Origin of the sequence: Metabacillus litoralis, from assembly GCF_003667825.1 — a bacterium.
Lineage (GTDB): Bacteria > Bacillota > Bacilli > Bacillales > Bacillaceae > Metabacillus > Metabacillus litoralis_B.
Window position 1 is genome coordinate 889,218 of the sequence record NZ_CP033043.1, and the last position, 22,654, is coordinate 911,871.

Consider the following 22,654-nt stretch of genomic DNA (forward strand, 5'->3'; position numbering starts at 1 on the left):
AATTTTAATGGGAGGTGAAAACTTTGGCAGGTGATATTTTATCACAAAGTGAAATTGATGCCTTGCTATCTGCTATTTCAACAGGTGAAATGGATGCAGATGAATTAAAGAAAGAAGAATCCAATAAAAAAGTAAAGGTTTATGATTTTAAACGTGCTTTGCGATTCTCAAAAGATCAAATTCGAAGTTTGACCAGAATTCATGATAACTTTGCGAGACTATTAACAACACACTTTTCAGCTCAATTAAGAACATATATACAAATAACTGTTGGTTCTGTTGACCAATTACCATACGAAGAATTTATTCGATCTATTCCAAAGATGACCGTATTAAATATATTTGAAGTACACCCTTTGGAAGGTAGAGTGTTAATGGAAGTTAATCCTAATATAGCATACGCTATGATGGATCGAATTATGGGTGGTATCGGTGCGAGTGTTAACAAAATTGAAAATTTAACTGAAATTGAAACGAAAATTATTTCAAATATTTTTGAAAAATCATTAGAAAACTATCAAGAAGCTTGGGATTCTTTAGTTGAAATTGATCCTGTAATGGCAGACTTTGAAGTGAACCCTCAGTTTTTACAGATGGTTTCTCCGAATGAAACAGTTGTTGTTATATCATTGAATATCCAAGTGGGAGAAACGAGCGGGATGATAAATTTGTGTATCCCACATGTTGTTTTGGAGCCAATCATCCCAAAGCTTTCTGTACATTATTGGATGCAATCTGATCGTAAAGAGCCTAAGCAAAACGAGATTGATGCCTTGAAAAAGCAAATTAATCTTGCTGATCTTACAGTGTCTGCAGAATTGGGGTCATCTGAATTATCTATTCAGGATTTTCTTCAATTACAACCTGGAGATGTCATTCCATTAGATCGTACGATCGATCAACCATTGGTGGTTAAAATAGGTGACAAGCCAAAGTTTACTGGACAACCAGGGAAATTAAACAAAAAATTAGCGGTTCAAATTATTGACCACTTATCGAGAGGTGACGAAGATGGTGAGTAATGATATGTTATCTCAGGATGAAATTGATGCTTTGTTAAAAGGATCAAGCGTTGATGAAGAAGAAACTCCTGCAGAAACAAATGAAGAAGAGCAATTAAAGAACGAGGATTACTTCAGTGAAATGGAAGAAGATGCGATTGGGGAAATTGGTAATATTTCGTTCGGTAGTTCTGCAACAGCTTTATCTACACTACTTCAACAAAAGGTTGAAATTACAACACCAAGTGTTTCAATTGTTCATAAAAATAAACTTGGAGATCAGTTCCAACATCCTTATGTGGCAATTGAAGTGAATTATACAGAGGGCTTTTCTGGAAGTAACATTTTAGTCATTAAACAAAGTGATGCAGCCATTATTGCTGATTTAATGATGGGTGGAGATGGAACAAATCCTGATGATATGCTTGGAGACATTCAAGTAAGTGCTGTTCAGGAAGCAATGAACCAAATGATGGGTTCAGCGGCTACATCAATGTCTACTATCTTCAATAAAAAAGTAGATATTTCACCACCAACAGTTGAGCTCCTAGATGTGAATGAGACTGAGGATGCTAATACTATTCCTAATGAAGACTTGTTAGTTCAGGTATCGTTTAGACTAAAAATCGGTACATTAATTGATTCGAATATCATGCAATTATTACCTTTATATTTTGCTAAAGATTTAATTGATCAATTAATTAACCCATCACAAGAGGTTGCTGTTACAGCTGAAGCAGTGAAAGGGGAAGAGACTATTCCTCAGCCAACAGTTCAGCACCAACAATATGAAGAACCAGTTCCACAACAACCAATGTATCAACAGCAGCAACAACAATATGAACAGCCAATGTATCAACAACAGCAACAACCTTATATGGGGCAGCCTAATCAGCAGATGCATGCTCCACCACCACAATATGCTCAACCACAGAGACCTCAGCCGACAATTAATGTAAAGCCAGCTGAATTTGCGAGTTTTGAGCCTGTGCAATATCAACAACAAGATATTCAAAATCTTGATATGCTTTTAGACATCCCTCTAAAAGTAACAGTTGAACTTGGTAGAACAAAACGTTCTGTAAAAGAAATTCTTGAATTATCATCTGGTTCTATTATTGAATTGGACAAGTTAGCTGGTGAGCATGTTGACATTTTAGTAAACAATAAAATTGTGGCTAAAGGTGAAGTAGTTGTCATTGATGAGAATTTTGGAGTCCGTGTTACAGATATTATTAGTCAATCTGAACGTTTAAACAAACTTAAATAATTAATATAGTAGGAGTGGGGAAACTATGGCACACAAGATTATGATTGTAGACGATGCAGCTTTTATGAGAATGATGATTAAAGATATTTTAACTAAGAATGGATATGAAGTAGTTGCTGAAGCAGCAGATGGAGCTCAAGCTGTAGAAAAATACAAAGAACTTCAACCAGACTTGGTAACAATGGATATTACAATGCCTGAAATGGATGGGATCGCAGCGTTAAAAGAAATAAAGAAATTAAACAGCAATGCAAAAGTTATTATGTGTTCAGCGATGGGGCAGCAAGCAATGGTTATTGATGCAATCCAAGCTGGAGCAAAGGATTTTATTGTTAAGCCATTCCAAGCAGACCGTGTATTAGAGGCGATTGGAAAAACTTTAAGCTAAAGGTGGAGTGACATTGCTTCGTAGAAACTACGTCATCTTGATTTTATTAGCTCTTATTTTATTCTCTCCGCAAGCTGCGTTCCATGTGCTTGCGGAGGATTCTTCAAACAAAAGCGTATATGAAAATATGAATGATGAAGAACAAACGCAAAATCCTGACGAGACAAACATTGTTGAAGACGATCAAGTAAGTCCGGATGAAAATGTCCAAGGTGATGCTTTATCTGTCACTGCATTTGATTTTATTAAAATGTTCTTTGCACTCGGTATAGTCCTTTTTCTTATCTATTTTTTATTAAAGTTTGTAACAAAACGAAACAGAGTATTTCAGCAAGGACAAGCAATTATTAATCTTGGCGGTACAAATGTAGGACAAAACAAATCAGTACAAATGGTGAAAATAGGTGACAGAGTTTTAGTAGTTGGTGTAGGTGAGTCAATTTCTTTGTTAACGGAAATTAATGATGAAGAAGAAAGTAAGAAGATTATTCAGGAGTTTGAGCAAAAGCATGAACGAGTTGTTGAATCAAAAGACTTCATTCAAAAAGTGTTCTCATTTATTCAGCAAGGTGCAAAAGGACAGAAACATAATGAGTCAACAATGACATTTTCAACAAAGTTAAGTGAGCAATTGGAAAAAATGAAAAAAGAGCGGACAAAACAGATTGAGGATATTGAAAGAAAGGGTTTAGACAAGCATGAATGAGTTTATGGAGTTTTTTAACAATAGCAACCCTGAAGATGTCAGCACCTCTGTAAAGCTCCTTTTATTATTAACAGTTTTATCGATAGCACCTAGTATTTTAATCTTAATGACTTGTTTTACTAGAATAATAATAGTTTTATCCTTTGTTCGAACGTCACTTGCAACACAATCTATGCCACCAAATCAAATTTTGATCGGAATCGCGCTATTTCTAACCTTTTTTATAATGGCACCAACCTTTTCACAGGTAAATGAACAGGCGTTAACGCCTCTTTTTAATGAGGAAATTACGTTAGAAGAAGCTTATGATCGAGCTGCAATTCCATTTAAAGAGTTTATGAGTAAACATACAAGGCAGAAAGATTTGGCGTTATTTTTAAACTATGCTGGAATTGAACAACCGGAATCAGTAGAGGATATTCCTTTAACAGCACTTGTGCCTGCATTTGCTATTAGTGAGATTAAGACAGCATTTCAAATTGGATTTATGATATTTATTCCTTTCTTAGTTATTGATATGGTTGTCGCAAGTATTCTTATGTCAATGGGGATGATGATGCTTCCTCCAGTAATGATTTCATTACCTTTTAAAATATTATTATTTGTTTTAGTTGATGGTTGGTATTTAATTATTAAATCATTGTTACAAAGTTTTTAGAATGGGTGTGAACGAATGAGTTCAGAATTTGTTATTTCCTTAGCAGAAAAAGCCGTATACACAACGTTAATTATTTGTGGACCATTATTACTATTAGCCTTGGTTATCGGTCTTGTTGTTAGTATTTTTCAGGCTACAACTCAAATTCAAGAGCAAACTCTTGCGTTTATCCCGAAAATCGTGGCCGTTTTGGTGGGGCTTATCTTTTTTGGGCCTTGGATGCTTTCTACTCTAGTATCCTATGCACAAGATATATTCGGAAACTTAAATAGGTTTGTGGGCTAGAATGATCACAATACTAGAGAATTATCCGGCTTTTCTTTTAATTTTTATGAGGATAACAGCATTTTTCGTTACAATGCCTTTCTTCTCATACCGTAATATTCCTAATACTCATAAAATTGGTTTTTCCTTCTTTTTAGCGTGGATTATGTTTTTCTCATTAGAACCTCCTGCTATTGAAGTAGATGCTCAATTTATTATGCTGATAGTAAAAGAAGTGCTTTTGGGATTAACAATTGGATTTTCAGCGTATTTTATCCTTGCTGCAATACAAATTGCCGGAAGTTTTATTGATTTCCAGATGGGTTTTGCGATAGCGAATGTTATTGATCCGCAAACAGGTGCACAAAGTCCTCTTGTTGGTCAATTTTTATACACATTTGTCCTCTTATTTATGATTACGACAAATGCTCATCATTTATTGCTTGACGGAGTTTTTTATAGCTACCAATTTGTCCCTATTGATCAACCTTTTCTTCCAATGGGTGAAGAAAGTGTTATTGAATTTATTGTTGAGTCATTTAATTCAATGTTTATCATTGCGTTTCAAATGTCTATCCCGGTGGTAGGCTCACTATTTTTAGTTGACATTGCTTTAGGGATAGTAGCTAGAACGGTGCCTCAGTTAAACATTTTCGTTGTTGGCTTGCCATTGAAAATTGGTGTAAGTTTTATCATGTTAATTTTAGTTATGGGAGCTTTATTTATGCTGATGCAGCAGTTATTTGAAACAATGACTTATACAATGAGAGGACTTATGGAGTTGTTCGGAGGTGGAGGCAATGAATCTTCTTAGATTAGATCTACAGTTTTTTGCAGGAGAGAAAACGGAAAAAGCCACACCACGAAAAAAGCAAGATGCAAGGAAAAAAGGGCAAGTAGCGAAAAGTGCAGATGTTAATACAGCAATATCACTTTTAGCCATATTTTTATCGTTTTTATTCATTGGCGCATTTATGAGAGATCGTATCTTGCTTATGATGAGAGGAACTTTTCAAGATTATTTGCTTATTGAATTATCAGATCAAAATGTTCATGACTTATTTATTACATTATCTTATCAGTCTGCTATTATTCTGGCACCTGTAATGGGGGTTGCTTTAGTTGCTGGTGTTTTGGCTAATTATTTACAAGTAGGGTTTTTATTTTCAACTGAAGCTATACAAATGAAGTTAAATAAATTAGATCCAATTCAAGGCTTTAAGCGTATTTATTCAATGCGTGCCATTGTTGAGTTATTAAAATCATTATTGAAGATTTCATTTGTGGGATTTGTTACTTTTTCTGTTCTTTGGTTAGATATTGAGAATGTTTTACGATTGTCGCAAATGACAGTTGAACAATCTTTAGTATATATTGCTACTTTAACAGTAAAAATGGGGTTGTTTGCCTCAGCAGCTTTATTACTATTGTCACTACTAGACTATCTTTATCAGCGTTATGACTATGAAAAAAACCTAAAAATGTCGAAGCAAGACATAAAGGATGAATATAAAAAATCTGAAGGTGACCCTCTTATTAAATCGAAAATTAAGCAAAGACAACGTGAGATGGCAATGAGACGTATGATGCAGGATGTTCCAAATGCCGATGTAGTCATTACGAATCCCACTCACTATGCGATTGCTTTAAAATATGATGAAACAAAAATGGATGCCCCCTTTGTTGTAGCAATGGGTGTGGATCTTGTTGCACAGAAAATAAAAGAAATTGCAAAAGCAAATGATGTTGTCATGGTGGAAAATCGACCATTGGCAAGGGCCTTATATGCCCAAGTTGATATTGGACAAGCAATCCCTGATGAGTTTTTCCAGGCGGTTGCAGAAATTATTGCTTATGTTTATCAAGCTAAGTCAATTTAGTCATAAATTGATCGTTTCTGATATAAAAGGCTATCTAGAAACTTAATGTAGAATGCTTGGAGTAGAAATCTTAGAAGGTGTGTTAACACAGCTAAAGATAGATAGAATGGGTTTTAAGGAGAGATAAACAACATGTCCGGAAAAGATTTATCTGTATTACTTAGTGTTATCTTAATAGTAGCAATGCTGATCATTCCGTTCCCGGGCTGGTTATTGAGCTTTTTAATTATTATTAATATTTCTCTTGCATTATTGGTCATTCTTACGTCAATGAATATGAACGAGCCTTTACAGTTTTCAATTTTTCCATCTTTAATACTACTTTTAACACTTTTCCGTTTAGGGTTAAATGTTTCAACAACAAGAGCCATTCTTGCCGAAGGAGATGCAGGTAAGGTTGTTGAAACATTTGGTACTTTTGTAACTGGTGGGAATGTTCTTGTAGGTTTTGTTGTTTTTACGATCTTAATTGTTATCCAATTTGTTGTCATTACAAAGGGATCAGAACGTGTATCAGAGGTTGCTGCTCGTTTTACACTCGATGCAATGCCAGGTAAACAAATGAGTATTGACGCTGATTTAAATGCAGGAATGATCTCTGAACAACAGGCACGTGAGCGACGAGATAAAATTGCTAATGAAGCAGATTTTTACGGGGCAATGGATGGTGCTAGTAAATTCGTTAAAGGTGATGCGATTGCTGGTATTATCATGGTTCTTATAAATATGTTATTTGGAATCATAATCGGTATGATGCAATTAGGAATGCCGATTAGTGAAGCAGCTTCTCATTTTACAATGTTAACAGTTGGAGATGGAATAGTGAGTCAAATACCTGCACTACTAATTTCAACTGCAACAGGTATTGTTGTTACAAGAGCAGCTTCGGAAGGTAATCTAGGTACTGATATTACTTCACAGCTTTTTGCTTATCCGAAAATGCTTTACGTAGCGGCAGGGACGATCTTTCTATTAGGAATCTTTACTCCAATTGGTATTTTACTAACATTACCGATTGCTGGTTTGTTAGCTTTTGGTGGCTATATGATTACAAGATCAAAAGCTCAAGACATTCCGGATGAAGAAGAGTTGGAACAGGAAATAGAAATGGATGAAATGAAAAGTCCTGAAAGTGTGGTTAATCTATTAAACATTGATCCAATTGAATTTGAATTCGGATATGGATTAATTCCTCTTGCTGATACAAATCAAGGTGGGGATCTTTTAGACCGTGTAGTTATGATTCGTAGACAATTAGCAATTGAATTAGGTATCGTTATTCCTGTTGTACGTATACGGGATAACATTCAGTTGCAACCTAATGAGTATCGATTAAAGATAAAAGGAAATGAATTAGCCAAAGGCGAGATTCTTCTTGATCATTATTTAGCGATGGCACCAGGAATTGAAGATGATTCAATTGAAGGAATTGATACCATTGAACCATCGTTTGGTTTGCCTGCAAAATGGATTACAGAAGAAATGAAGGACACGGCAGAAATGTATGGATATACGGTTGTAGATCCACCATCTGTTGTTTCTACACACATTACAGAGATTATTAAACAACACGCACATGAGTTATTAGGTCGACAAGAAACAAAACAATTAATTGATCACTTAAAAGAATCTTACCCAATTTTAGTAGAAGAAGTAACACCATCACCACTTGGTATTGGGGATATTCAAAAAGTTCTTGCAAAGCTTTTAAGAGAAAAAGTATCTATTCGAAACTTACCTATTATCTTTGAAACATTAGCTGATTTTGGAAAAATGACTTCAGATACTGAACTATTAGGAGAATATGTTAGACAAGCGTTGGCTAAACAAATTACTTCTCAATATGCTGATCAGGAACAAATGATGAAGGTTGTCACCTTATCAGGTAGGGTAGAAAAGCTTATAGCAGAAGGTGTCCAACAAACTGAGCATGGAAATTACTTATCATTAAGCCCGGATGTTTCACAACAACTAATTGAAGCTATTGCAAAAGAAATTGAAATGCTATCACTTCAACAACAAACACCAATTGTATTATGTTCACCTGCAGTGAGAATGTATGTTAGACAGCTAACAGATCGTTATTTCCCTCAGGTACCTATATTGTCATATAATGAATTAGAAGCAAATGTCGAAGTACAGAGTATCGGGGTGGTAAACGTCGAATGAAGGTAAAAAAATATGTTGCACCATCTATGCAAGAAGCAATGAAAAAAATCCGTGCTGAAATGGGTAATGATGCAGTTATTTTGAATTCCAAAAGTATTCAAACAGGTGGTTTTTTAGGTCTTTTTACTAAAAAAAAGATCGAAGTGATTGCTGCTGTGGATCCGGACGCACAAGTAGATCATCAACCAAAGAAAGAAACAAAAGCATTTGTTCAAGAAAACACAGTACCACAAACGAAGTTCAATGCCGAGCTAGCAAATCAAAATACACCAAAACCAGTTGAAAAAGTAGCTGATCACAAGCCCCTTTTAGACGAAATAAATGAGTTGAAGCGTCTTGTTCAAACCATTTCCAGCGATGAAAAAATGGAACTATATCCTGAACCGCTTCAACTGCTTTTACAAAAGATGATCAAACAAGATATTAGTTCATCTTTAAGAACTCAAATTATGGGTGAACTTTTGGAATATTGGTATAACGAAAAGGGTAACGTTACAGTTGAACAGCTAATTAAGAAACAACAGGAACTCTTTGCTAGCCGTATTTCCAATCTTGAATTTGGTGGAATTTCTTATAAAAAGAAATACATTAATGTTATTGGCCCAACAGGAGTAGGCAAAACAACTACTTTAGCAAAATTAGCAGCTGAATGTGTGTTACAAAAGAAGAAAAAAGTTGCCTTTATCACAACTGACACCTATAGAATTGCGGCAATTGAACAGTTAAAAACATATGCGAAAATTTTAGACGTTCCAATGGAAGTTTGTTATACAATTGAGGATTTTAAAGAAGCTAAAAAGAAACTTTCTATGTATGATTATGTATTTATCGATACTGCAGGACGAAATTTTTTAGAAGAAAAGTATGTTTCTGATTTAGAAAAGATTATTGATTTTAATGAGGAAATGGAAACGTATCTTGTTCTTGCTGCTACAGCAAAATCTTCTGATATGTTAGCTGTATATGAACAATTTTCTGTCATTCCAATAAGTAAACTTATCTTTACAAAGTTAGACGAAACAGCAACAAGAGGAACATTGTTTGATGTCATGATAAAGACAAAAAAAGGTATTGCCTATACGACCCATGGTCAAGATGTCCCAGATGATATTGAAGCAGCTACACGAGAACGTATAGTCGAACAAATGTTGAGGTAATCAAATGGTAAATGATCAAGCAGAACGTTTAAGACAAAGACTAAATAGCCTAAAATCTCAAGCCAAGTCAATTGCGGTAATGAGTGGAAAAGGCGGGGTTGGTAAGTCAAATTTTTCCCTTAATTTTTCACTAGCTTTACAAAAAGAAAATAAACGAGTTTTATTATTTGATTTAGATATAGGTATGGGTAACATTGATATCTTAATTGGAGAAAGTTCTAAATATTCAATTGTTGACTTTTTCCAAAAAGATTTATCACTTACTGATATTATTTCAACTGGACCAGATGGATTGGAGTATATTTCTGGTGGTAGTGGGCTAGGAACTATTTTCAAACTTGATGAAACAAAATTCCAACGATTTCTACAGCAGTTAGATCTTTTATTTAAAGTATACGATTATATTATCTTTGATATGGGGGCCGGAATTTCAGAAGATAGTTTGCGTTTTTTACTTTCAGTTGATGAAATTATTGTTATTACAACCCCAGAGCCAACATCAATGACAGATGCTTATTCAGCTATTAAACATGTGTGTCTGAACCACCCAACAATACCTTTTTCAATTGTGGTAAATAGGGCCTTCAACAAAAAGGTTGGTGACTCTACTTATAGGAGATTCGCACAAACGATTACACAATTTTTGGGGCGTCAGGTTTCATTATTAGGTATCATACCCGACGATTCAACGATCATGAAAGCTGTTATTGATCAAAAACCAGTATTGTTATATCAACCTAATTGTCAAGCTAGTAAGGCTTTAATGACAATTTCAAAGGACTTTATACAAATAAAGTCAAATGATGTAGAAGTAGTTGATTCAACACCTTTTATATCGAAATTAAAAAATTTCTTCATGAAGGGTAGGTAAACAATAATGGGGAAAATTCGAGTGCTGGTAGTGGATGATTCAGCTTTTATGAGAAAGCTAATTACAGATTTTCTAGTTGAACATGAGAGCATTGAAGTCGTAGGAACGGCTAGAAATGGTGAAGATGCGCTAGCAAAAATTGAAGAGAAAAATCCTGATGTTATAACCCTTGATGTTGAGATGCCTGTTTTGAATGGACTTGAAGCTCTAAAAGTTATTATGAATAAATATCCTCGTCCTGTCATTATGCTTTCTAGTACGACAAAAGAAGGTGCTGAAAATACGATTTTATCTCTGCAATACGGAGCATTTGATTTCATCACAAAACCTTCTGGAGCCATTTCTTTAGATCTTCACAAAGTAAAGGAAGAGTTAAAGGAAAAAGTAATTTTAGCTCATTCTTCAAACCGAAATAAAACAATAAGTCGATTTAGGGAAAAAAAGACTCCACTTACAGTGAATGAATATAGTAAAATAGACTCAATGGATTACAAAAGCCCTACTTCCTTCGACAAAAACCATCTTAAGTCATCAATTGTTTGCATAGGAACATCAACTGGAGGACCTAGGGCTTTGCAACATGTATTAACAAAAATACCAGCAAACATTGATGCTCCAATTTTTATTGTTCAGCATATGCCACCTGGTTTCACGCATTCACTGGCTAGTCGATTGAACTCGATTTCTTCCATTGAAGTGAAGGAAGCAGTTAATGGTGAATTAGTCAAGAAAGGTACAGCTTATATTGCACCGGGTGGATCTCATCTGAAAATAGTAAAAACCGGTACATCACTTACTATTAAAATTGACCAGTCTGACATAAGAAATGGACATCGTCCTTCTGTAGATGTAATGTTTGAATCTATTAGCGAACTAAAAGATTACCGCAAAGTAGCTGTAATCATGACTGGAATGGGATCGGATGGTTCAGAAGGTTTGAAGAAGCTAAAGTCAACGGGAGCTGTAAAAGCTATTTCCGAATCTGAGCAGACATCTGTTGTATACGGGATGCCTAAAGCAGCAGTGGCAACAAATCTGGTAGATAAAGTTGAAAATGTTGAAAATATAGCAGCGGCTATTATGAACTTTTTGACAAATCAGCGTTAAAGAACATTTTTCGTTGTGTTCGTTTTGATGTGTACCATAATCATTTTTCCAAATATAAATAAATTACTTAACTTGATACTTAGGGGTGTTACCGTATGGAAATGAATCAATACCTAGAAGTCTTTATTGAAGAAAGTAAAGAGCATCTACAAGCTTGTAATGAGAAATTACTAGAATTAGAGAAAAACCCAACTGATCTATCAATTGTCAATGATATTTTCCGTTCGGCACATACACTCAAAGGAATGAGTGCAACAATGGGTTACGAAGATTTGGCTAGTTTAACACATCAAATGGAAAATGTCTTAGATGCCATTCGAAATGAAAAGCTATCTGTTTCTGCTGAGATTCTTGATGTTGTTTTTGCTTCTGTTGATGATCTAGAGGAAATGGTTTTCTCTATAGCAGAAGGTGGAGATGGTAAGAAGGATGTTTCAAGAGTAGTTGAAATGTTAAAGAAAATTGAAAATGGTGAAGCCGTTGCTGAAGAGTCATCCCCTTCAAACGAGGTAACTCTTTCACAATCAATTCAAGATTATGATGATTATGAAAATGCCGTTATTCAGCAATCAAAAGAACAAGGATTTTCAGCATATGAACTAACGATTACTTTAAGAGAAGATTGTTTGTTAAAAGCTGCTCGAGTATTTATGGTATTTGAAATTCTAGAGCAGGCTGGTGAAGTTATTAAGTCCGTTCCATCAGTTGATCAGTTAGAGGAAGAAAAATTTGATCATCAATTCACTGTTGCAATTGTAACAAAGGATTCTTCTGAAGATATTCAAAATAAAGTAATGAAAGTTTCTGAAATTGATAGTGTAAATGTTCAACCAATCGTAGTATCTGAAAGAAATATGAAACAAGCTCATGAAGAAACTTCTCAACAACAATTAACAGTAGCTGAGGAAGAAGTGCCAAAACATGTACAAGCCAAGGAGCAAGTTAAAACAGCTTCAAAGCAGGTTGCTGCTACAAGTACAAAGACGATACGTGTTAATATTGAGCGTTTGGATATTTTAATGAACCTTTTCGAAGAGTTGGTTATTGACCGAGGTAGATTAGAGCAAATTTCTAAAGATTTAAATAATAATGAGCTTAATGAAACTGTAGAAAGAATGTCTCGTATCTCTGGGGATTTACAGAATATTATCCTAAATATGCGAATGGTACCAGTTGAAACTGTGTTTAACCGATTCCCACGAATGATTAGACAACTTGCTAAAGATTTAAACAAAAAAATAAATCTTGAAATTATCGGTGCAGAAACAGAGCTTGACCGCACAGTTATTGATGAGATCGGAGACCCATTAGTTCACTTACTTCGAAATGCGATTGACCACGGTGTAGAAATGCCAGATGTTCGTGTTAAAAATGGTAAAAGTGAAGAAGGTAATGTTGTTTTAAGAGCTTATCATAGCGGAAACCATGTTTTCATTGAAATTGAGGATGATGGGGCTGGAATTAATCGTGAACGCGTTTTGAAGAAAGCGTTAGATAGAGGAGTAGTAACAGAGCAAATTGCTTCTACACTAACCGATAAACAAGTTTATGAATTAATTTTCTCCTCTGGATTCTCTACTGCTGACCAAATTTCAGATATCTCTGGTCGTGGAGTAGGTCTGGATGTTGTAAAGAGCACGATTGAATCATTAGGTGGAACAGTATCAGTAGATGCTCAGGAAGGAAAAGGTTCACTTTTCTCTATCCAGCTTCCTCTTACATTATCGATTATTTCAGTTATGTTAGTTGAATTACGTAAAGAAAAATATGCAATTCCGCTATCTTCAATCATTGAAACAGCTGTTATTAAAAAGGATGAAATTCTACAAGCACATAATCAAAAAGTAATTGATTTCCGTGGGAAAATTGTGCCGTTAGTCTTTTTATCTGAAATCTTCGAAGTACCAGAAGAAAGTGAAAATGAAGATTTTGTTTCGTTAATTATTGTACGAAAAGGTGACAAAATGGCAGCACTTGTCGTTGACTCTTTCATTGGTCAGCAGGAAATCGTTTTAAAATCCCTTGGAAATTACTTGAACTCAGTATTTGCCATCTCAGGTGCTACTATTTTAGGTGATGGTCAAGTAGCGTTAATCGTTGATTGTAATTCTTTAATAAAATAGAGCCATTAATTATAAGAGTGGAAAATGGAATTGACTTTTCCGGTAGTAGACGTTGGCATTTTATTCTTTTGTTATTAAAACCAAGATGATGATATTTTCTTTTGAAAGGGGATTAAACGATGAGTGAACATATATCTGGTGACTTAAAAGTTATCGTTTTTCAATTACAAGACGAGGAATACGGAATTCCTGTACAACAAGTTCGATCTATTGAAAAAGTTCAACATATTACGAGAGTACCAAGAACAGCTTCATATATTAAAGGAGTAATAAATTTACGTGGAGTTGTTACACCTATTATTGATTTACGAAAAAGATTTGGATTAAAAGTACTTGATGATACAGAGAGTACAAGAATGATTATTGTTTCCAAAGAAGATATGGAAGTTGGGTTTATTGTAGATGCAGCAAATGATGTTATTGATATTCATCAAGGCATTATAGAGCCTGCACCTGAAGTTGTTGGGGCTGTGGAAGTTGAGTATATACAAGGAGTAGCCAAATTAGATAAAAGATTAATTGTTATGATTGATTTGGAACAAGTCCTGAAAAGTAATGACGAGCGGTCTCTTCTCGGTGTATAGAGGGAATTTAAATGGATTATATTAATTTTATTTCATCAACACATATCGATATATTAAAAGAAGTAGGGAATATAGGTGCTGGCCATTCAGCAACTTCATTATCGAAGTTGCTGGAAAAAAAGATAGATATGAATGTTCCAGATGTTAAGATTGTTTCCTTTAATGATCTAATGGAATGGGTAGGCGGTCCTGACGTTGTCATAGCTAGTGTTTTCTTAAGGATTGAAGGTGATATCCCAGGCTCCTTATTCTTTGTATTGAGCATTGAACAAGCGGAACGTTTTATCAAACAGCTTATAGGCGATGATCAATTTACATTAAAAGAAACACCATATAATGAATTGGGATTATCTGCATTTCAAGAGCTCGGTAATATTTTAACAGGATCATATTTATCATCATTATCTGATTTGACAGATTTAACAATTTACCCTTCAGTTCCTGCTCTTACAATTGATATGTTTGGTGCTGTTATGAGTCATGGCTTAATTGAGTTATCACATGCCGGTGATTTTGCAATTATCATTGACACTGCCATTAAGGAAGAGGATCAGTTAGAAGAAGATTCAGTAAAAGGGCATTTCTTTCTCTTACCAGATCCTGATTCCTTTAAAAAGTTATTTGATGCACTTGGGGTAAATGATGAAGAATGAGTCAATTGAAATTGTAAAAGTTGGAATAGCAGATTTAAATATAGTGAAATCACCACAGCGAATTCGCACCTCAGGATTAGGATCTTGTGTAGGTCTTATTTTATTCGATAGGATCTATCAAATAGCAGGACTGGCTCATGTTATGCTTCCTGATTCAACATTAGCAAATCAATCTACTATTAATCAGGCAAAATATGCAGACACTGCTGTTCCACTCCTGATCGACAAACTATTAGAGGCAGGAGCAAAAATGAGGTCTTTGCAAGCTAAAATGGCTGGTGGTGCTCAAATGTTTCAATTTCAAACAACGAGTGACATGATGAGAATCGGCCCAAGAAATGTAGATGCTGTAAAAGAGGTACTTCAAACATATAACATACCTTTACTAAAAGAAGATGTTGGTGGTAATAGTGGAAGAACAATCGAGTTTGATCCGATAACATGTGAATTAATGATTAGAACGGTAAATCAAGGTGTGAAAATTATTTAACTTATAAAAACCTAGCCTGTTATTTATTACTAAGTGTGAAATTTTTTTAAAAAATAAACTTTGCTTTTCAATGAAACATATCTTTTTTATCAGGGGGATAAAAATGACACTAATGACACTAACCGATGAACAAGTAATTTGGCAAAAATGGATAGATGTACGAGATACTCATGCTGGTGATGCGCTCATCAAGAAATATATGCCCCTTGTTTCTTATCATGTTCAAAGAATTTCTATTGGACTCCCAAAGAATGTAAATAAAGATGATTTAATGAGCTTAGGCTTGTTTGGGTTATATGATGCATTAGAGAAATTTGATCCAAATCGTGATTTAAAGTTCGACACGTATGCTTCTTTCCGTGTACGAGGAGCAATCATAGATGGCTTAAGAAAAGAAGACTGGCTACCACGGAGTTCACGTGAAAAGGCTAAACGTGTAGAAGCGGCGATTGATAAATTAGAGCAAAAACATTTGCGAAATATTTCCGCGAAAGAAATTGCAAATGAACTAGGCTTAACAGAAGATGAAGTTATTGGTGTGATGAATGAAGGTTTCTTTGCAAATGTATTGTCTATTGATGATCAATTGTTTGACCAAGATGATGGTGAAAGTATTGGGTTTACTGTGAAAGATGATAACCAGGTAACACCGGAAGAAAAGATGATTAATGATGAATTAATCAATCAGTTATCTGAAGTTATTACTCAATTAAGTGAAAAGGAGCAGCTTGTAATAAGCTTCTTTTACAAAGAAGAATTAACTTTAACAGAAATTGGTCAAGTTATGAACCTTTCGACTTCAAGAATCTCACAAATTCATTCTAAAGCGTTGTTTAAACTAAGAAAAATATTAGAAAATGTAATACATTAATATTTTTGTTATGAATCATTTCATTAGCACAAACTTGAGATAAGCCAACAGGACTCTACAACCAAACATCAGTATTGTGCTTCGTAAAGGTGAGGATGATATGAGCTTAAAAAATATAGAAATGCAAATTGCTCTGCCTCGCACACATGATGCTGGGAAGATTCAAGAACAGCTCAATCAAAGAAATCAAATTAATCATGATCAACTTGCACATTCTATACAAAAGGAAGTAGACTTAAAAAGATCGCAGGTTCAGGAAAATCAAGAAAGTGAAAAGTTACAATTAAAAAAGGATCAATCAGAGCAACATCATAATCAGAAGAAAAAGAAAAAAGAAGAACAAAAACAAGAGGAGAATCCTGACCACCCCTATAAGGGGAAAACAATTGATTTTTTTGGTTAAGAGAGGATGCCTATGCCGACTATATTACTTTTCATAAGTTTACTACTTCATGTAGTAGCTTTTTATTTTATCGTTGTTCTTTATATGAAATATTCTACAATAAAAAATATATCCGATACACAGCGTCAGTTACTTGAAGAAACAGAAAATTCTATGACTAGTTTTCTTATTGATATTAAGGATGAGAATGACAGACTTATTGAAAAGTTATTGAAAACTTCTAATTCAATTCCTCAAAAAAGAGAAGAACTTCATTTCAATCCAATTAATCAAGATCAAAAAGCTAGTCATGTTGAGATACAAAAACCTGATAAACAAGTTGATGAACTTGAACTTCCAGATCACTTATTAAATGTCGATCAAGTGGAAGATATTGTTGAAATTAATCAACCTAAACAACAAAAAAATCCTTCTTTTGAAGAAAGAGCTATAAATCTTTATAAAGAGGGGCATACTATTGAACAAATTGCAAAACGGTTAAACGTTGGTAAAACAGAAATCGAGCTTCTTTTAAAATTTCGTCAATTATAAATGAATCATAGCGTTGTTTAATGACTGATCAAACAATATTGTTAAGAAGTTTTACTTTACTCTTGAATCTGGTAATTTAATATGGTATATTAATTTTTGGTGTTATTACACACGCTTATAGATTTAAGTATTGGTGCTGTTAACCTTATCATAATAGTATATGCTTAAAGATAACAGTTATGCTTAAAGATGATATAAGCGGAGGAGATCAAAACCATTAGGAGGAACAAATTAATGTCAGTAATTTCTATGAAACAATTGCTTGAAGCTGGTGTTCACTTCGGTCACCAAACACGCCGTTGGAACCCAAAAATGAAACGTTACATCTTCACTGAGCGTAACGGTATCTACATCATCGACCTTCAAAAAACAGTTAAAAAGGTTGAAGAAGCTTACAAATTCGTTAAAGAACTTGGAGCTGAAGGTGGTACTATCCTTTTCGTAGGTACAAAAAAACAAGCACAAGATTCAGTTAAAGAAGAAGCAGAACGTTCTGGAATGTACTTTGTAAACCAACGTTGGTTAGGTGGTACATTAACAAACTTTGAAACAATCCAAAAGCGTATCAAACGTTTAAAAGATATTCAAAGAATGCAAGAAGATGGCACTTTTGAAGTACTACCAAAGAAAGAAGTAGTACAACTTAACAAAGAGCTTGAGCGTCTTGAAAAATTCCTTGGTGGAATTAAAGACATGAAGCAATTACCAGATGCATTATTCATTATTGATCCTCGTAAAGAGCGTATCGCTGTTGCAGAAGCTCGTAAATTAAACATCCCGATCGTAGGTATCGTTGATACGAACTGTGATCCAGATGAAATTGATTATGTAATCCCTGCAAATGATGATGCAATCCGCGCTGTTAAGCTTCTAACTGCAAAAATTGCAGATGCAATTTTAGAATCTAAACAAGGTGAAGAAACTACACCTGCTTAATGTGCAAAAGGTGATAAGGGGGAATGACCTTTTATCACCTTTTTTTAAAGTAAGTTACATAAGAAATAACTAAATCTGGGCATCTTGGAAACCATAAGGAGAAACCTTAGGTCTCTTTAATAAACTGCCTATTGTTATCATATCCACTTATTTAAAATAATGGATGGTTAGAATCATTTAAAAACCCATATGACTTTAAGGAGGAATACCGTAATGGCAGTAACTGCACAAATGGTAAAAGAATTACGTGAAAAAACAGGCGCTGGAATGATGGATTGTAAAAAAGCGTTAACTGAAACTAATGGAGATATGGATCAAGCAATCGACTATCTTCGTGAAAAAGGTATTGCTAAAGCAGCTAAAAAGGCTGACCGTATTGCTGCTGAAGGTTCTACATTAGTGAAAGTAAACGGTAATGAAGCGGTAATCTTAGAAGTAAACTCTGAGACTGACTTCGTAGCGAAAAACGAAGGTTTCAAAGAATTAATTAACGGTTTAGCTGATTTCTTACTTGAGAAGAAGCCTGCAGATGCAGAAGCAGCATTATCTGAAACAATGAGCAACGGCACAACTGTTGCTGATTACATCAATTCTGCAATTGCTAAAATCGGAGAAAAAATCACTCTTCGTCGTTTTACAGTTTTATCAAAAACTGACAATGATGCATTTGGTGCATACCTACATATGGGAGGACGTATCGGCGTTCTAACATTACTTGAAGGTACAACAGATGCAGATGCTGCAAAAGATGTTGCAATGCATGCTGCTGCTGTAAATCCTAAGTATGTATCACGTGATCAAGTGTCTGCTGAAGAAGCTGAGCACGAGCGTAAAATCCTAACTGAACAAGCTTTAAACGAAGGTAAGCCAGAAAATATCGTTGCAAAAATGGTTGAAGGTCGTCTTGGTAAATATTTCGAAGACATCTGTTTACTTGACCAAAGCTTTGTTAAGAATCCAGATCAAAAAGTTAAAGAATTTGTTCAATCTAAAGGTGCAACTGTAAAAACTTTCATCCGCTATGAAGTTGGAGAAGGTATTGAAAAGCGCCAAGATAACTTTGCTGAAGAAGTTATGAGTCAAGTAAAAAAATAACTATTAATATGTACACAAATAAGATTTCATAATCGATGTTGTGTACAGATACATGTTTTTCTTATAATGGAAAAAGGGAACACAGCGTGTGTTCCCTTCTTTTTAGAGAGATGGGACCTATCTAAAGAAAGCTATGTAGGATTAAAAAGAATCTAAGCCGAATAACACGGATAAAATAGAATTGAGAGTAAATACATCAGATGATGTTAATTACACATTAATATCCATGAAAAAAGCTTAGTATTTATTCATGCGGAACAGAGAGTTGGAGGTAATCATGAGTAAACCTAAATATCAACGTATCGTACTAAAATTAAGTGGTGAAGCACTTGCGGGTGATAATGGATTTGGAATTAACCCTTCTGTTATACAATCAATTGCTAAACAAGTGAAGGAAATTGCTGAACTAGATGTTGAGGTAGCTGTTGTTGTTGGAGGCGGAAACATCTGGCGCGGTAAAATCGGTAGTGAAATGGGAATGGACCGAGCAACTGCCGACTACATGGGAATGCTTGCAACTGTCATGAACTCACTTGCTTTACAAGATAGTCTTGAAACACAAGGAATTCAAACACGTGTCCAAACTTCTATTGAAATGAGACAGGTTGCCGAGCCATACATAAGAAGAAAAGCAATTCGTCACCTTGAAAAGAAACGCGTTGTGATCTTTGCTGCTGGTACCGGAAATCCATATTTCTCTACAGATACGACTGCGGCATTACGTGCTGCAGAAATTGAAGCAGATGTTATTCTTATGGCAAAAAATAATGTGGATGGTGTTTATAACGCCGACCCTAGAATTGACAAAGATGCTGTTAAATATGAAACTCTTTCATACTTAGATGTACTTAAAGAAGGTCTTGCTGTAATGGATTCAACTGCGTCTTCTTTATGCATGGATAATGATATTCCACTAATTGTCTTCTCAATTATGGAAGAAGGTAATATTAAGCGTGCCGTGATCGGCGAAAATATCGGAACAATTGTAAGGGGGAAATAATCTTGGCTAAACAAATTTTAGCAAACACAAAAGAAAAAATGGAAAAAGCTGTTGCTTCTTTAACTCGTGAGTTAGCTTCAGTTAGAGCCGGACGTGCTAGTGCAAATTTATTAGATAAAATTTCTGTTGACTATTATGGGGCTCCAACACCTGTTAATCAACTTGCATCTATTAGTGTGCCAGAAGCAAGACTTCTAGTTATCCAACCTTATGATAAAACTGTTTTAGGTGATATCGAAAAGGCAATTCTAAAATCTGACTTGGGTTTAACACCTTCAAATGATGGTTCTCTTATTCGACTTTCTATCCCAGCGCTAACAGAGGAAAGACGTAAGGAACTTGTGAAGTTAGTTAAAAAATATGCAGAAGAGGCAAAAGTTGCAGTGCGTAATATTCGACGTGATGGTAATGACGACCTGAAGAAATTGGAGAAAAACGGCGATATTACTGAAGATGAGTTACGTGGCAACACTGAAGAAGTACAAAAGTTAACTGATGATTATATTGTGAAAGTTGACCAAGTTGCTAAAGATAAAGAAAAAGAAATCATGGAAGTTTAAGTGAAAAATCTGTACAATAGGAATGGAAAGACCCTCTAATGTTTACAGGGGGTTTTTTTGTTAAAGATAAGAGAATATGATATCTTTACTAAATATTGGTGTCTGGCTGAAGCGCCTAGCCCCTTGAGGGGTTATAAGCCACAAATGAATTGAAGAATAGAGCCTCTTCTATTCATTTGTTTCTTATGCTTGTGGGGGGCTGAGAAAGGCGTTTACGTTTTTCTTATAGTTTAACGTCATCATGGTAGAAAGAGATCATGAATTATTGGGTGATGGAGGAATCACATGCTCAACATATTAAAGAAATGGAAAGGAAACCCTCGACCTTCCAATAAACAAACATTAAGTAAAGAGGACATTTTAAAAGGAGAAATTCCAAATCATATTGCCATTATTATGGATGGAAATGGAAGGTGGGCAAAAAAACGTGCCTTACCTCGAATAGCTGGACATCATGAGGGCATGAAAGTTGTCAGAAAGATAACGAAACAGGCTAATTCACTCGGTGTTAAAACTCTTACTTTGTATGCTTTTTCAACTGAAAACTGGAAACGACCTAAGGTAGAAGTAGATTATTTAATGAAGTTACCTGAAGAATTCTTAAATACTTATTTACCTGAGCTTATTGAAGAAAATGTGCAGGTACGTATAATGGGGGATAAAAACAGACTCCCGGTGCATACATTAAGTGCTGTTGAAAAGGCTATAAATGAAACAAGAGAAAATGACGGTCTTGTTTTAAATTTTGCTTTGAATTATGGCAGTCGTGCTGAAATTATTACTGCGGTTCAACAGATTGCTAAAGATATTGAGAGTGGTAAAATAAACGGTGATTCAATTGATGAATCGCTTTTCTCCAATTATTTAATGTCTCAATCACTTGATGATCCTGACCTATTAATACGTACTAGTGGTGAAATCCGGTTAAGTAATTTTATGTTATGGCAACTAGCTTATACAGAATTTTGGTTTACTGAAGTATTATGGCCAGATTTTAATGAACAATGTTTTTTACAAGCAATACACACATATCAACAAAGAGGACGCAGATTTGGTGGCGTATAAAGGTGATGAAATTTTAAATGAAGCAACGAATTCTAACTGCAATATTAGCTGCAGCAGTTTTTCTTCCATTTGTCATTTACGGAAATCTTCCGTTTACAATATTTGTTTATTTACTAGCGTCAATTGGCTTGTATGAATTGCTAAGAATGAAAAAAATATCGTTAGTAAGTTTTCCTGGATTAATAAGCTTATTAATTTTATGGGTTCTATTAATTCCAAATTCTTATATAACAATATTAAACGATATTAATTTTTCTAAGGCGGAATTAGCATTACTAGCTTTGTTATTTTTGCTAACTTACACGGTTATCACGAAAAATAAGTTTACATTTGATGATGTTGGTTTTGTTGTCATTTCCGTATTTTATCTTGGAATCGGTTTTTACTTTTTTATTGAAACAAGGCATTCTGGGTTAGCAGAAGTATTTTATGCATTATTTTTAATATGGGTAACTGATTCAGGTGCTTATTTTGTCGGTCGGGCAATGGGGAAAAACAAGCTTTGGCCTGAAATAAGTCCGAATAAAACAGTAGAAGGTGCAGTGGGTGGAGTTTTATTTGCTGTTATTTTCGCTTGGGTGTACCACATGTTTACTGGAGTTTTAGATTCTTTCCTTATCATTACGGTTATGACGATCTTTCTCTCTATTTTTGGACAAATTGGAGACTTGGTTGAATCTGCATTCAAACGCCATTATCAAGTAAAGGATTCTGGTTCAATTCTTCCGGGACATGGTGGTATTTTAGATCGATTCGATAGCCTATTATTTGTATTACCTTTACTTCACTTTTTAAATATTCTTTTTTAAAAAGTGTTTAAGTCCATAACATTATGTGGTGGATACGAGTATTACGCATTCTGATTGGAAGTG

25 protein-coding genes are annotated in these 22,654 nt (G+C 34.7%); all 25 read left to right on the forward strand.

Annotation, left to right across the window (positions count from 1 at the left end; genetic code table 11):
* The first annotated feature begins 23 nt into the window (after positions 1–23).
* The 25 genes from fliM to D9842_RS04305 all read left to right on the forward strand — a co-directional run bounded on the left by fliM (position 24) and on the right by D9842_RS04305 (position 22,591).
* Entirely contained in the window at positions 24–1,022 is a 999-nt protein-coding gene (fliM, locus tag D9842_RS04185; protein WP_121661415.1) for a flagellar motor switch protein FliM, read from the forward strand.
* A complete protein-coding gene (gene fliY, locus D9842_RS04190) occupies positions 1,012–2,271 on the forward strand; it encodes a flagellar motor switch phosphatase FliY (protein ID WP_121661416.1) in 1,260 nt (419 codons plus the stop codon). The genes fliM and fliY overlap by 11 nt, the downstream gene beginning before the upstream one ends.
* A 25-nt stretch (positions 2,272–2,296) precedes the next feature.
* Entirely contained in the window at positions 2,297–2,659 is a 363-nt protein-coding gene (locus D9842_RS04195) for a response regulator (RefSeq protein ID WP_098796304.1), read from the forward strand.
* A 13-nt stretch (positions 2,660–2,672) separates the two neighbouring features.
* Entirely contained in the window at positions 2,673–3,365 is a 693-nt protein-coding gene (locus D9842_RS04200; protein ID WP_121661417.1) for a flagellar biosynthetic protein FliO, read from the forward strand.
* Positions 3,358–4,023 (forward strand): flagellar type III secretion system pore protein FliP, encoded by a 666-nt coding sequence (fliP, locus tag D9842_RS04205; RefSeq protein WP_098796306.1) that lies wholly within the window; start codon positions 3,358–3,360, stop codon positions 4,021–4,023. The genes D9842_RS04200 and fliP overlap by 8 nt, the downstream gene beginning before the upstream one ends.
* Positions 4,024–4,038: 15 nt before the next feature.
* A complete protein-coding gene (fliQ, locus tag D9842_RS04210; RefSeq protein ID WP_098796307.1) occupies positions 4,039–4,308 on the forward strand; it encodes a flagellar biosynthesis protein FliQ in 270 nt (89 codons plus the stop codon).
* A gap of 1 nt (position 4,309) precedes the next feature.
* The gene (fliR, locus tag D9842_RS04215) at positions 4,310–5,101 is read left to right on the forward strand and encodes a flagellar biosynthetic protein FliR (protein ID WP_121661418.1); all 792 of its coding nucleotides are present in this window, start codon (positions 4,310–4,312) and stop codon (positions 5,099–5,101) included.
* Complete coding sequence (flhB, locus tag D9842_RS04220) at positions 5,088–6,167, forward strand: flagellar biosynthesis protein FlhB (RefSeq protein WP_121661419.1); 1,080 nt, start codon at positions 5,088–5,090, stop codon at positions 6,165–6,167. Before fliR ends, flhB begins: the two co-directional genes overlap by 14 nt.
* A gap of 132 nt (positions 6,168–6,299) precedes the next feature.
* Positions 6,300–8,336 (forward strand): flagellar biosynthesis protein FlhA, encoded by a 2,037-nt coding sequence (flhA, locus tag D9842_RS04225; RefSeq protein WP_121661420.1) that lies wholly within the window; start codon positions 6,300–6,302, stop codon positions 8,334–8,336.
* A complete protein-coding gene (gene flhF, locus D9842_RS04230) occupies positions 8,333–9,493 on the forward strand; it encodes a flagellar biosynthesis GTPase FlhF (protein WP_121661421.1) in 1,161 nt (386 codons plus the stop codon). Before flhA ends, flhF begins: the two co-directional genes overlap by 4 nt.
* Before the next feature lie 4 nt (positions 9,494–9,497).
* Positions 9,498–10,364, forward strand: coding sequence for a MinD/ParA family protein (locus D9842_RS04235; RefSeq protein ID WP_121661422.1), 867 nt, complete (start codon positions 9,498–9,500; stop codon positions 10,362–10,364).
* Positions 10,365–10,370: 6 nt separating this feature from the next.
* A complete protein-coding gene (locus D9842_RS04240; protein WP_121661423.1) occupies positions 10,371–11,471 on the forward strand; it encodes a protein-glutamate methylesterase/protein-glutamine glutaminase in 1,101 nt (366 codons plus the stop codon).
* Positions 11,472–11,566: 95 nt separating this feature from the next.
* Positions 11,567–13,594: a chemotaxis protein CheA gene (locus D9842_RS04245; RefSeq protein WP_121661424.1), complete on the forward strand. Its 2,028-nt coding sequence runs from the start codon at positions 11,567–11,569 to the stop codon at positions 13,592–13,594.
* Positions 13,595–13,713: 119 nt separating this feature from the next.
* Positions 13,714–14,178, forward strand: a complete 465-nt coding sequence (locus tag D9842_RS04250; RefSeq protein WP_121661425.1) for a chemotaxis protein CheW — start codon at positions 13,714–13,716, stop codon at positions 14,176–14,178.
* Between the two features lie 11 nt (positions 14,179–14,189).
* The gene (locus D9842_RS04255) at positions 14,190–14,831 is read left to right on the forward strand and encodes a chemotaxis protein CheC (protein WP_121661426.1); all 642 of its coding nucleotides are present in this window, start codon (positions 14,190–14,192) and stop codon (positions 14,829–14,831) included.
* A complete protein-coding gene (locus D9842_RS04260; RefSeq protein WP_121661427.1) occupies positions 14,821–15,321 on the forward strand; it encodes a chemotaxis protein CheD in 501 nt (166 codons plus the stop codon). The genes D9842_RS04255 and D9842_RS04260 overlap by 11 nt, the downstream gene beginning before the upstream one ends.
* A gap of 103 nt (positions 15,322–15,424) precedes the next feature.
* Positions 15,425–16,192 (forward strand): FliA/WhiG family RNA polymerase sigma factor, encoded by a 768-nt coding sequence (locus D9842_RS04265; protein WP_121661428.1) that lies wholly within the window; start codon positions 15,425–15,427, stop codon positions 16,190–16,192.
* A 100-nt stretch (positions 16,193–16,292) separates the two neighbouring features.
* Positions 16,293–16,595 carry a hypothetical protein gene (locus D9842_RS04270; protein ID WP_098796319.1) on the forward strand — a complete coding sequence of 101 codons (303 nt, stop codon included), beginning with the start codon at positions 16,293–16,295 and terminating at the stop codon, positions 16,593–16,595.
* Between the two features lie 12 nt (positions 16,596–16,607).
* Positions 16,608–17,126, forward strand: a complete 519-nt coding sequence (locus tag D9842_RS04275) for a helix-turn-helix domain-containing protein (RefSeq protein ID WP_162987289.1) — start codon at positions 16,608–16,610, stop codon at positions 17,124–17,126.
* A 234-nt stretch (positions 17,127–17,360) separates the two neighbouring features.
* Positions 17,361–18,062 carry a 30S ribosomal protein S2 gene (gene rpsB, locus D9842_RS04280; RefSeq protein ID WP_066337690.1) on the forward strand — a complete coding sequence of 234 codons (702 nt, stop codon included), beginning with the start codon at positions 17,361–17,363 and terminating at the stop codon, positions 18,060–18,062.
* Between the two features lie 213 nt (positions 18,063–18,275).
* A complete protein-coding gene (tsf, locus tag D9842_RS04285; protein ID WP_121661430.1) occupies positions 18,276–19,157 on the forward strand; it encodes a translation elongation factor Ts in 882 nt (293 codons plus the stop codon).
* Between the two features lie 277 nt (positions 19,158–19,434).
* A complete protein-coding gene (pyrH, locus tag D9842_RS04290) occupies positions 19,435–20,157 on the forward strand; it encodes a UMP kinase (protein WP_098796322.1) in 723 nt (240 codons plus the stop codon).
* Positions 20,158–20,195: 38 nt separating this feature from the next.
* Positions 20,196–20,717, forward strand: a complete 522-nt coding sequence (frr, locus tag D9842_RS04295) for a ribosome recycling factor (protein WP_373995113.1) — start codon at positions 20,196–20,198, stop codon at positions 20,715–20,717.
* 285 nt (positions 20,718–21,002) lie between these two features.
* Complete coding sequence (locus D9842_RS04300) at positions 21,003–21,782, forward strand: undecaprenyl pyrophosphate synthase (RefSeq protein WP_121661431.1); 780 nt, start codon at positions 21,003–21,005, stop codon at positions 21,780–21,782.
* Positions 21,783–21,799: 17 nt separating this feature from the next.
* Positions 21,800–22,591: a phosphatidate cytidylyltransferase gene (locus D9842_RS04305; protein ID WP_121661432.1), complete on the forward strand. Its 792-nt coding sequence runs from the start codon at positions 21,800–21,802 to the stop codon at positions 22,589–22,591.
* Positions 22,592–22,654: the final 63 nt, after the last annotated feature.